Origin of the sequence: Gilliamella sp. Choc6-1, from assembly GCF_001690385.1 — a bacterium.
Classification (GTDB): Bacteria; Pseudomonadota; Gammaproteobacteria; order Enterobacterales; family Orbaceae; genus Gilliamella; species Gilliamella apicola_A.
Window position 1 is genome coordinate 52,421 of record NZ_LZHI01000028.1, and the last position, 12,565, is coordinate 64,985.

Below are 12,565 nucleotides of genomic sequence, written 5' to 3' on the forward strand. Positions count from 1 at the left end.
TCATTTTAAAAGGAACAAAATACCAGTGTCATTTTCACATATTAATCAGCGCGGTGATGCTCATATGGTTGATATTTCAGATAAACAAATAACTACGAGAGAAGCAAGGGCTGAATCGTTAGTAATAATGAATGCTGAAACAATTAATATGATTATTGAAGGAAAACATCATAAAGGAGACGTTTTTGCAACTGCAAGAATCGCTGGAATTCAGGCAGCCAAAAAAACTTGGGAGCTTATTCCGCTTTGCCATCCATTATTATTGACTAAAATTGAGGTTAATATTCAAGCTGATATTACTAAACAATGTGTTATAATTCAGTCAATTTGCCGTTTAAATGGACAAACAGGCGTTGAAATGGAGGCTTTAGTTGCTGCATCTGTTGCTGCTTTGACTATTTATGATATGTGCAAAGCAATTCAAAAAGATATAGTAATTAAGCAAGTAAGATTATTAAACAAAACAGGTGGTAAATCCGGTGATTTTATCGCCGAATAAATGTATAGAGATAAAATGAATAATGTCATTTTTTTTGCTCAGATTAGAGAATTAGTGGGTATTGATAAAGTTACGTTAGATGCAGATCAACTCTCGGTTTCCCTTCTGATTGAGCGGTTAAGTAAACTTGGTGATAAATGGTCATTAGCATTAAAAGAAAGAACAGTATTATGTGCTGTAAATCAATGTATTGTTGATTTTGATTATATTATTCAATCTAGTGATGAAATCGCTTTTTTTCCTCCAGTAACAGGCGGATGATATGGATATCATTAAAGTTAGTAATGAACCGATTTATACTGAAAAATTAATTGATTGGCTTTCTGAATTGTCACAAGATGGAGCCGTGGTAACCTTTATGGGAAAAGTTCGCTGTTTTGAAAAACATATGTTGAGCCTTTTTTTAGAACATTATGCAGGAATGACAGAGAAAGTTTTAACTAATATTATTTCTCAAGCTAGAGAAAGATGGCAATTGAGTCGTATTGCCGTTATTCATCGAATTGGTGAGATCAGTGTTAATGAACAAATTGTATTTGTTGGTGTGAGTAGTGCGCATCGATCTGATGCATTTGCAGCAGCTGAATTTATTATGGACGTATTAAAAAATCAAGCTCCATTTTGGAAGAAAGAACGAACAGAAAATGGTGACGTATGGATTGATGCAAAAAAATCGGATATAGAATCATTGAAAAAATGGTATTAATTATTATTTAATATATAATAGTGATAGTTTTTGTTATACATTTAATTCGAGAGGTATGGAATGACGAGTTACACCCCTAACGGTTCAATTATTGAACAATCTAATAGCCGTGTACAAACGTATATGAGCCATGTTTATGGTTGGATGACAGTTGGTTTACTTTTAACAGCCTTGGTAGCATGGTATGCATCTAATAGTATACAGCTTTTGGAAATTTTGTATCGAGGTATGTGGGTTCTGTTGATTGCTGAACTAGGATTAGTTTTTGTTATTTCTGGTTTTATTAATCGTTTGTCGGGAGCTGCAGCAACCACATTATTTATGATTTATTCAGTTTTAAATGGATGTACTTTTTCTATTTACTTTATAGTTTATACTTCATCTTCAATTGCAAGCGTCTTTTTTATTACTGCAGGGATGTTTGGTGCTTTGGCTTTTTATGGTTATACCACAAAACGAGATTTATCAGGTTTTGGGCGTTTCTTATTTATGGGACTAATCGGTATTGTTATTGCATCTTTAGTTAACATATTTTTGCAAAGCGCTCCATTAATGTGGGCTGTGACTTATATTGGCGTATTTGTTTTTGCTGGTTTGACAGCTTACGATACTCAAAAACTTAAAGAATTTGGTCAAGATTTACCTCAAGACGATCAGAATGTATTTAGACGTTTTGTCATTTTGGGTGCATTGACACTTTATCTTGATTTCATAAATTTATTCATTATGTTATTAAGAGTTTTTGCAGATCGTCGATAACCATATATTAATAATATTAAAAGGCTCTATATAGAGCTTTTTTTTGCCAATTTTCTATTAGAATTTTACCTAGATGTGCTATTTTTTAAAATTTTAGATAGTAATTACTGACAAACAAAAAGGCCTTTTTATTATTGTGGGGAGCACAATCTAAAAAGCTTTAGGTTAATCGCCATAAATTAACAAATCATGAAGATGTAATACCATCATTAATGAAGTATTATATGTTTATGGAGATGATATAAGGGATTATTTTATTTAACCCAATAAAAGATAGAAATTGGTTATTGATTTCAAATTATAATTCTTACGCTATTCGAACTGAGTAATATTTATCTTGTTAATCGTATGGGTATTAACCATTATATGGACTCATATAATTATGAAATTGACGAAACAGTGAGTTATCCATACATCCATGATCTGATAAATAATATGTGTTATTTTTATCAAAATAGCAAAAAGAGATCAATTAAGCCACCAAAAAGGTGGCTAAAATTGAATAGTATTAATGCACATCTGCACAGTTTAAACAATAAATATAACGATTTTGCTTATCAGAAAATTTATCCCATAAAGATGCTTTTTGTTGGATTTGTTTAACGCTAGGTAATTTTTCAAACAAAACTTCTGCTGTTGATTTAGGTAACATAGCAATCATGTCTGAATAAAAAGCATTAAACCAGTTTGTTTCAGGTTTTTGCCAGTCAATTCTGTAATCAGTAAGATTAGCTAGCGACGCAGCCATTTCAATAGCATCATCAAAGTCTCCTAATTTATCGACTAAACCATTTCTGTAAGCTTCCGCGCCTAACCATACTTGGCCTTGTCCTATTTTATCGACTTGCTCTATTGTCATGTTTCGTGCTTTTGCTACCAAAGAGATAAACGTGCTATAACCGTTATCAATATTCATTTGAATAAGTTGCTTCATTTCATCTGGTAAATTTTTAGCAAAATTATTATTTGCTAATGGGGATGTTGATACACCATCGCTATGAACACCAATGTACGAAAGTGAATTTTCAAATGTTGGAATAATACCAAAAATACCAATAGAGCCAGTTATAGTATTTGGACTAGCAACAATATAATCGGCAGCTGTTGAAATCCAATATCCTCCGGAAGCCGCCATTCCGCCCATTGAAACAACAACAGGAACTTGATAATCACGTAATGATTCTAACTCACTACGTATAGCTTCAGAGGCATCAACACTTCCGCCGGGGCTATTTACTCGCAGAACAACAGCTTGAATATTTTGAGTATTAATGTTTTCACGAATATTTTTTAATTGTGTAACTATTTCTTGGCTTCCTGCAATATTGCTATTATTTTCACCTTCAGCAATAGCGCCATTGACAAAGACTACAGATATAAGTGGTTTTGTGATGTTTTTATTAATTGGCTTGTTTTCAGCTTTTAGTTTGTAATCATAAATACTAATTTCAGGCAAATCTTCTTTTTGAATAACGGATTCAAAGAAATTTTTCTCAAATTCATAATTTGATGTTACAACATCGACTAAGCCATTTGATAAAGCATACTGGCTCATACTGCCATTAACTGCTTTTAATTCTGATAACATAATATTAGAAGGTGGAACTAATTGTGTTGTAGCTTTTTTTCGTTCTTTAGATATATCATTTAGATAATTATTCCACATAAGTGTCAACCAATGGGTAGTGTTACTTTTTGCTTCTTCCGACATATCATCTCGGATAAATGGCTCAATAGCTGATTTGTAGGTACCGACACGGAAAACATGAGTATTAATTTTTAAATTATCCAGTAATGTTTTATAATACAGATTATTTGCAGCAAAACCATATAAATTAACGGCTCCTTGTGGTGTCAAAGCGATTTTATCGGCATAGCTTGCTAAATAATATTGGCTTTGATTAAAGTTTGTACCAATAGCATAAATAGGCTTTTTATTTGCTTTAAATTTAGCTAAGTATTTACCTACATACTGTAGCGAACTAAGATCGGCACCAACAAAGTGATCTAATTTCAATACCATATTTTTAATATTGGGGTCAGCGGCTGCTTGATCTATTTTTTGTGTTAATTCGAACAAGCTATTTTCACGAGCAAGATTTACCTTTTTTCCATAAATTTTATTTTGTAAAGCATAGATATTATCATTGTAAAGTGTACTATCTACGATAATACCTTCAAGATCTAAAACTAAAGTACCGTGTTTGGGAGTAGTATCTTCTTTTTGTATTTCTTTAATTAATGCAATACCACTAAAAATGAGAATAAGGATAATTAAGAACACTAGGTTTAGAAAGACTTCCCTAATAAAGTTGACTACTTTCCAAATAGATTTAATGACAGATAAAAAAGACATAATAAATGTGATCCTTTTATAGAAGTTTATCTAAATTCTTCGTTTCAATGTTTCTTTTTTTGAAATATTTTTTATCTTCGAACCGTAAGCATGTTAATTTTCCTCCCCAACAACATCCTGTATCAAGAGCATAAATATTTTCAGGCGTTCCTTTACCATTCAATGCAGCCCAATGTCCAAAAGCAATATGATATTCATCAGGAATTTTTCTTGGCATTAAAAACCATGGTTTCAGTTTTGCAGGGGCTTGGTCAGGATGTTTTTTGTAATAGAAATCAAGCTGGCCATCTTCATAACAAAATCGCATACGTGTTAAAGCGTTGCTAGCGTAACGTAATCGATCAAACCCTTTTAAATTTAATGACCATTCATTTGGGAAGTTACCATACATTTTATCAAGAAAAAGAGGATAAGAATCACTTGATAACATAACATTTAGGTCATGGGCACATTTTTTTAGTGTTTCAAGATCCCATTGTGGTGAAACGCCTGCATGGGTCATAATGAGCTTTAAGTTTTCATCTATTTGAAGAAGAGGTTGTTTTCGCAGCCAATTCATCAATTCATCATAGTCGGGAGCTGCAATTACATCATTAAGATTATCTTTCTTTTTAGAATACGTAATTTCAGCATAAATGGATAGTAAATGTAGATCATGATTACCTAATACTAAACGAATCTGTTGATTATTTTGTTTAACAAATCGTAAAACTTCAAGTGATTTAGGGCCTCTTGCTACCAAGTCTCCGGTCAACCATAATACATCTGATGATGAAAAATTGACTTTCTCAAGTAATCGCATAAATTCATCATAACATCCATGAATATCGCCGATAAGTAGGTTTGCCATACGATTATATCCATGCATTAGCGAGCTGACAGTATTGCTCTACAGTAAGATTTTCAGCACGTAAAGTTGGATCAATATTCAATTCTGTTATTTGTTTCACAGTAAACATATTGCCTAAACTGTTACGAATAGTTTTACGACGTTGATTAAAAGCTTCAGTTGTCACTCGCGAAAGTATTTTAATATCTTTAACAAAATAAGGTTTTTCTTTATAAGGGATTAATTTTACCACTGCTGAATCAACTTTTGGTGCAGGCTTAAATGATGTTGGGGGCACTTCTAAAACAGGAATGATATGACAATAATATTGTGACATAACGCTCAATCTACCATAATCTTTACTATTTGGTGCTGCAACTAAACGAGTAACTACCTCTTTTTGTAGCATAAAATGCATATCCATAATAATATTTGCATATTCAAATAAATGGAATATCAAAGGAGTTGATATATTATAAGGTAAGTTACCAAAAACTCTTAATGGTTTACCTAGTTGCTTGGAAAGTTCATTAAAATCAAAAGCTAATGCATCTTTTTCAATGACTGTTAGTTTATTATTTAAATATGGGTTTTCAATCAATCTGCTAGCTAAATCTCGGTCTATTTCAATTACAGTTAAATGATCCACATATTTACTTACTGGCATGGTCAACGCAGCAAGACCTGGACCAATTTCAACTAACGCTTGATCAGCTTTAGGTTGTATAGCCGCAACAATATTTTTAATAATGTAGTCATCATGTAAAAAGTTTTGTCCGAAACGTTTCCGGGCAAAATGCCCTTGATGAACACGACTATTCATGCTTTTCATCACCTTTAATTTTAATATAAGCATCATCTTTTAATTCTTTAATCCAAACTTGTGCTTCTTCAGCGAATTTTCGATTAAATATTAATCGATAAGCTTGCTCTTGTTTTGCTAATTCAGTTCTATCTACTTTTCTTGTATCTATTAATTGAATCAAATGCCAACCATAAGCTGATTTAACGGGTTCACTTATTTGCCCTTTTTTTAGTTTGAGTAAACCGTTTTTAAAGCCAGTATCATAACGTTCTGGAACGCTCCAACCAAGGTTGCCACCATTATCTGCAGAGCCTGGATCTTCAGAATAAGTTTTAGCTGCTGCTTCAAAAGTTGTTGTACCATTTACTATTGCTTTTTTAATATCATTTAATTTTTGTTTAGCTACTTCATCGGTTATTAGTACATTAGTTTTAATTAAAATGTGACGAGCATTAATTTCTCTAACTGTGATAGCTTTAGGTTTTTCAGTTCGTGTATCATTAACTTTTAGAATGTGTAAACCGACACCTGAGCGAATTGGACCAATAATGCTTCCTTTAGGGGCTCGTATTAAGCGCTCCTCAAATATTGTCGGTAGTTCATTGAGTTTACGCCACCCCATATCTCCACCTTTTAAAGCTAGAGTGTCATTAGAATATGAAGTTGCTAGTTTTGCAAAATTTTCTCCTTTCTGGGCTCGATTAATGATATCTCTAGCTTTATCATTTGCTTCATCTATTTTTTGTTTTGATGCATTTTCTGGGATCGCAATTAGTATATGACTAATTTTTACGTCAATATTATTAGTCAGTTGCTGAGATATATCTTTGACTAAATTTTCAACTTCTTTTTCGGAAATATTAATTCGATGCTTTACTTCACTCATTTGTGTTTGCTCGATTAGCATCTCATTATGTATCCGATCTCGGTAAGCACCATAGCTAATTCCCATAGTTGATAGTTTGCTTCTTAACTGATTGATATTTAAACCGTTATCAGCGGCAATTCTAGATATAGCCTCTGTTACTTCATCATCGCTAACAGTTATTTTTGCTTTAGCTGCTGTTTGAAGTATCAAATTTTCGGTAATTAAACGATCAATGATTTGTTGTCTAAGTATTTTATCATCTGGTAAATTTCGTTTATCGGAACTTGCTTTAATAGTTTTTAACATCTCATTAACATCACTTTCTAAAATGACATTATTATTGACAACTGCAGCCACTTGTTCAACAACCCGAGGTGCTGCATATATAATAGATATTGGTGCAAAAATACCAATACTGATACTTAAGTTTAAAGCAATAATTAGTTTTGATAATTTCATATTTATTTAACTCATTTTTTTGCTATAGATTAACTATTATAGTAATAACTTTATTAATCATATTTTTTATTACAACATTTACTCAAATGCGGTGACATAAGGTAATTTACCAAAATCTAGCATTTTGGCTCTGGCATCACTATTACGACCTAATCCTTGTAACTCGAAATGTATTGAAAATTTATTTTCATATTTGCTGCTACGTGTATCAGGTTCCCAGTCTGTTAATTTTCGACCATATTGTACAGTTACACCCCAGCAACAATCTTGGTAGTGTAGTCCAATAAAACTATCTGCTGTTTGACCTAGTTTAATATCATGATAGTAAGATCCTACTGCTGTAATTGTATTAGTTAATGGCCAAGATGCCATAATACCAGCTTGTGATATATCTTGTTTATATCCTTTATAGGTTGAACTTTTATCAACTGTATCAATATAGTTATGGTTTGCATAACGGTAAGATAACTGTACCAGTTTATCATTAGATGGTTGATATTCAAAAATGGTGTTTGCCAAAGATATCGTATCAAGTCGAGTATCATATTGAAGTGCACTTCTAAATATCATGTCATCATTTATGCGCCAAAAATTGTTCGTTGCCCAAGTTATGCTTCCAGTATCGGAATTTCTATCTAATTCTGTGTTATTCTCACTTGTTCTTGATTTTGTAAAATAAGTAGTTTGCCCAATAGATAAATTAAATCGTTCAACTTTATTATTGTCATAAAAACGAGTAGTTACTCCTATAGATATTTTATTGGTTGAAGGAATTCGATCTAATCCACTATAAGGTTTATCTCTAAATAGTCCAATATAATCTGACTGTAGTAAAGATGAATCATAATTTAAAATATTAGACTGTTTGCGATATGGTATATAAATGTACTTTACTCGCGGTTCTAAGGTTTGTGTATAACCTTCAATAAGAGTGGTATCACGTTCAAAAATGATTTTACCATCTACCGCTATTTTAGGTATGAAACGATTGACATTTCGATCTAAAATTTTATCACTATTATCTTGATTTTTATCATATTCTTGCTTTAAATCTTGATTGTAGTGCGTTGCCATAAAGCCCACTTCAGTTGATAATGTTGACCAAGCATTGGTTAATGTGTAGTTAAGTGTTGGCTCAATGTGGGCCCGCCATGTTTTCGGATCGTTTTTACTTGGACTTACAAAATGTGTTATTTGAGAAAAAGTCTTAAATTTAAAAGGTCCTAACTCATAATTATAATAAGTCATATCTAACTGTGGTTGAGTTTGATAAAGGTTATCTTTCGCAACTGAATGGAAAGTTTGAAAGTTTAAATGACTTAATTTAATATCCCAATTTTCATCGTTATAACCAATTTGGTAAAGCTGAGAAAGGTATCCAGCTGTTTGTGGTATATATTCAGAGCTTAAATCTGACAAATATTGATTATCACTGACGCGCGAAGCATTTACTTTAAGCCGCCAATGATAATTAATTAATTCTTCATTTTTCCAATAAAATAACCAACGATGTTGATTATTATCATAATCATTTCCGTTCAACCCATTTTTTCTATCTTTATTATATTTACTATCATGTTGCAGCCAGTCAAATGCTAATGTACCTAACCCTAATTCATTTAAATAACGAAATTCAGATTGTATTTGAAGACCTCGTTTTTCAAGAGCTCTTGGTTTAAAAGTGGCATCATAGTTTGGCGCAATATTCCAATAAAAAGGAATAGAAAAGTCAACGCCATCAACACTGTCATAACTTATATCTGGCATTAATAAACCGGAACGGCGTTTATCTCCTGTTGGTAATTGTAAATATGGTGAATATAATACAGGAATTTTACCAACACGAAATATCGCATTCCAAACCTCAAGCAATTGTTCTTTATTATCATGAATAACAGTGGAGCCTTTAATACTCCAAGTGCTATCATTGATTGGGCAAGATGTAAAACTACCGTTTTTTAAAATAACATAACGATTTTCCTCAAGTTTCATTTCATCGGCATCACCACGTCCAAGTCGGTTTACAAGATGATATTCACTAGGTTTCATTTTGGTATTATTGTTATTGAGATTCATTGATGCATTATTACCTTTCATCTGAATCAAATTATCTTGATAGATAATGTTCCCTTCTAAGGTCACAACACGATTATTAGTGCCTTCAGAATCAATAGTAACTTTGTTTGCTTTAATGGAACGATTCCCTTGAATTATCGATACATCGCCTTGATAAATAGCGATATTTGGATAAATTGCTTCAAATTGATTGGATTCGGCGTTTACAGGAATGTTGTTAGTATCTCCACTAATTAAAGGTCGATCAAATCGAGGAACATTGATCATGCACTGTGGATTATTGCTAGCAGCTTTAGGTAAAGCTATAGCATAACAAGCACTGTTGTACAAAGAAAAGGTAACGGTTATAGCAATAAGTGAAGGCGTTAATTTTTTCATCAATGATTAAAAGTAGTTATGATTTTTATAATTAACACATTATAACGGTTATTTATAAAAGTGCGAACGAAAAATTAATGTTTCACTCTTCGCCTTTTTGCTTTACTTAATTGCTTAACCATAGTTATTCTTTTTTCGACAGAGCTATATTGAAATTCATCCCACCATTTGGCTAAAGCTAAAAGCTCTCCTTTTTCGATAGAAGCCCTTATTTCGAGAAGATCGTAAGCTGCGCGGAATTTGGGATGTTCTAATATAGTAAACGCACGTTTGCCATCGCGTTTCTTCATTCGTAACTGCAGTCTCCATATATCCCCTATTGTTGAGGTTAAGCGTTTGGGGATAGCAATAACACGACATTGTTCACTTAAAATATCGTTAATAGCCATAGAAAAAGCATCATAAAATTGTAACCCGCTTTCAATACAGGTTAATTGCGTTTGTTCTACGACTGGATACCAAAAAAATGCTGCAAATAAAAATGCTGGATTAACACGCTTATTATTGGCAATGCGATAATCAGTATTTTTTAAAACTTGCTCGATAATTTTTTCTAAGTGGCTATTTTTATTATTAGTAAATAGGCGATCAATAATAGGAAAAAGCTGCTCAAAAAGGTGATAATCTCTTAATAGGAGATAAGTAGCATATCCATGACCCGCCTGTAATAATTTAAGTGACTCATCAAACAGTCGAGCGGAAGGTATATTCATTAGCAACGGTGCTAAGCTTTTAATTGGTTCTGCAGTAGCTGGCTCAATGGTCATATTCAACTTAGCTGCAAATCTTACTGTTCTTAGCATTCTAACGGGATCTTCTCGGTAACGTGTTTGAGGATCACCAATTAATCGAATAACTCCATTTTGTATATCGTTTAATCCGCCACAATAATCACGTAAAGTAAAATCTTTAATACTATAGTAAAGAGCATTCATGGTAAAATCGCGTCGTACCGCATCTTGCTCTATTGTTCCATAAACATTATCACGTAATAGCATACCTGATTGTGAACGTTTTAATGTATTATTTTGTTCTTCTTGATCGCCAAGAGTGCCACGGAAAGTCGCAACTTCGATGATTTCTTTGCCAAACATAATATGAGCAAGTCTAAATCGTCTTCCAACTAAACGACAGTTGCGAAAGATTTTTTGAACTTGTTCTGGGGTAGCATTTGTCGCAATATCGAAATCTTTAGGCGTTTTTCCTAATAAAAGATCTCGAATACAACCACCTACTAAATAAGATTCGTAACCGTGTTTGTTTAATCGGTAAAGAACTTTTAATGCATTTTCATTAATATTATTACGTGAAATGTTATGCTCATTACGTGAAATGGACACATAATTTGGCTCTTGGCGTTTTTTATGACAAAACATCTTACGATAAAATTGAGAAACTTGTTTAAAAATAGTACACCCCAAAAATAATGTTTGATAAGAAACAAAATATAACATTGGAGTATAACTTAATTATCATTAAGTTTCCATGGATCTTCTAATGAGTATTATAGATTATTAAAAGTTAAATATGTTTAATAGCACTGGTAATAGATAAATTTTCAAATGGATTTTTTAAACACAATTATTAACATTAGCATTTATTTATATACAGCAATGTAGTAATATCACTTAACCAAAATGACATGTTAAATTTCGTTCATATCTATGTAATATCATGGAGTTGATTATAAATCATACAAACTAATACTTAATTTTTTTTGAGTTAATTGTAGGGAAACAATAATTTCCACCAAGAGATAAAGCGTTAACCATGTATCAAAGAACATTTTTATCGTTAATTTTAATGCTGCAATTAATTTCCCAAAATTACTTGAGTATATACCATTAACTGATAATTTATTGGGGGCATTATGAATATTCGAGATTTAGAATATTTTGTTTCGTTAGCTGAATTCTGTCATTTTCGCAAAGCAGCTGATGCTTGTAATGTAAGTCAACCAACCTTAAGTGGACAGATCAGAAAATTAGAAGATGAGCTTGGTGTAATGTTATTAGAGCGTACTAGTCGTAAAGTATTATTTACTCAAACTGGTATGATGCTTGTTGAACAAGCTAAAGAAATTTTACGTAATATTCAAATTTTAAAAGAAATGGCTAGCCGACAAGGTGAAGAAATGTCAGGGCCAATGCATATAGGTCTAATTCCTACTATTGCGCCTTACTTATTACCGCATGTTATCACCGTTCTACATGAATCTTTTCCTCAATTGGAACTATATTTACATGAGGCACAAACAGCGGGGATTGTTGCTCAACTTGAAAGCGGTAAGCTTGATTGTGCAATTGTAGCTCAGGTTAAAGAGACATCGCAATTTATTGAATTGCCTTTATTCGATGAGCCAATGTTCTTAGCTGTTCCTGCAAATAACGAACTAGCGAAACAAAGAGTAATTAATCTTTCAAATTTAAAAGGACAAAAATTTTTAATGTTGGAAGATGGTCATTGTTTACGTGATCATGCTATGGGATATTGTTTTCAAGTTGGTATTGAAGAAGATAAACAGTTTAAAGCGACTAGTCTTGAAACTTTACGTAGTATGATTTCAGCTGGTCGTGGCATTACTTTATTTCCTGAGCTTGCTGTGCCCAATGAGCGTACTCGTGATAATATTTGCTATATTTCTTGTACTGAACCTGTACCATCACGTAATATTGAACTTATTTATCGCCCTGGTTCGCCATTGCGTTCTCGTTATGAAACAATAGCCAAAACGATTCGTGATCACATACCAAAAGTATTTGCAGAAAAGGAAAGGTTACTCAAAGCAAGTAATTAATTTTTTAGGTTGTATTAAAATATAATGAGTTTT

The 12,565-nt window shown here is 32.4% G+C and carries 11 protein-coding genes; 5 read left to right on the top strand and 6 right to left on the bottom strand.

The annotated features are described in order from the left end of the window. Window positions 1–25: 25 nt before the first annotated feature. The 4 genes from moaC to A9G36_RS03750 are packed head-to-tail and all read left to right on the top strand — an operon-like array spanning window position 26 to window position 1,964. Window positions 26–499 carry a cyclic pyranopterin monophosphate synthase MoaC gene (gene moaC, locus A9G36_RS03735; RefSeq protein ID WP_034944399.1) on the top strand — a complete coding sequence of 158 codons (474 nt, stop codon included), beginning with the start codon at window positions 26–28 and terminating at the stop codon, window positions 497–499. Between the two features lie 15 nt (window positions 500–514). Further along, window positions 515–760, top strand: coding sequence for a molybdopterin synthase sulfur carrier subunit (gene moaD / locus A9G36_RS03740; RefSeq protein WP_034944853.1), 246 nt, complete (start codon window positions 515–517; stop codon window positions 758–760). A gap of 1 nt (window position 761) precedes the next feature. After that, complete coding sequence (gene moaE, locus A9G36_RS03745; protein WP_065568569.1) at window positions 762–1,205, top strand: molybdopterin synthase catalytic subunit MoaE; 444 nt, start codon at window positions 762–764, stop codon at window positions 1,203–1,205. Window positions 1,206–1,265: 60 nt separating this feature from the next. Next, a complete protein-coding gene (locus A9G36_RS03750; protein WP_034944395.1) occupies window positions 1,266–1,964 on the top strand; it encodes a Bax inhibitor-1/YccA family protein in 699 nt (232 codons plus the stop codon). A gap of 508 nt (window positions 1,965–2,472) precedes the next feature. On the opposite strand, the gene sppA is transcribed toward A9G36_RS03750, so the two are convergent. The 6 genes from sppA to pcnB form a co-directional block, all read right to left on the bottom strand. Then, a complete protein-coding gene (gene sppA / locus A9G36_RS03755) occupies window positions 2,473–4,320 on the bottom strand; it encodes a signal peptide peptidase SppA (RefSeq protein ID WP_065568570.1) in 1,848 nt (615 codons plus the stop codon). Between the two features lie 16 nt (window positions 4,321–4,336). Then, complete coding sequence (gene apaH / locus A9G36_RS03760) at window positions 4,337–5,170, bottom strand: bis(5'-nucleosyl)-tetraphosphatase (symmetrical) ApaH (RefSeq protein ID WP_065568643.1); 834 nt, start codon at window positions 5,168–5,170, stop codon at window positions 4,337–4,339. 4 nt (window positions 5,171–5,174) lie between these two features. Then, window positions 5,175–5,972 carry a 16S rRNA (adenine(1518)-N(6)/adenine(1519)-N(6))-dimethyltransferase RsmA gene (rsmA, locus tag A9G36_RS03765; RefSeq protein ID WP_065585414.1) on the bottom strand — a complete coding sequence of 266 codons (798 nt, stop codon included), beginning with the start codon at window positions 5,970–5,972 and terminating at the stop codon, window positions 5,175–5,177. Further along, entirely contained in the window at window positions 5,965–7,281 is a 1,317-nt protein-coding gene (surA, locus tag A9G36_RS03770; protein ID WP_065568572.1) for a peptidylprolyl isomerase SurA, read from the bottom strand. The genes rsmA and surA overlap by 8 nt, the downstream gene beginning before the upstream one ends. A gap of 78 nt (window positions 7,282–7,359) precedes the next feature. Beyond that, a complete protein-coding gene (gene lptD, locus A9G36_RS03775) occupies window positions 7,360–9,735 on the bottom strand; it encodes an LPS assembly protein LptD (RefSeq protein WP_065574170.1) in 2,376 nt (791 codons plus the stop codon). A gap of 74 nt (window positions 9,736–9,809) precedes the next feature. Next, window positions 9,810–11,189 carry a polynucleotide adenylyltransferase PcnB gene (gene pcnB, locus A9G36_RS03780; protein WP_051825080.1) on the bottom strand — a complete coding sequence of 460 codons (1,380 nt, stop codon included), beginning with the start codon at window positions 11,187–11,189 and terminating at the stop codon, window positions 9,810–9,812. A gap of 416 nt (window positions 11,190–11,605) precedes the next feature. Between pcnB and oxyR the strand changes: the two genes are divergently transcribed. Continuing rightward, window positions 11,606–12,532 carry a DNA-binding transcriptional regulator OxyR gene (oxyR, locus tag A9G36_RS03785; RefSeq protein WP_065568574.1) on the top strand — a complete coding sequence of 309 codons (927 nt, stop codon included), beginning with the start codon at window positions 11,606–11,608 and terminating at the stop codon, window positions 12,530–12,532. The last annotated feature ends 33 nt before the right edge of the window (window positions 12,533–12,565 follow it).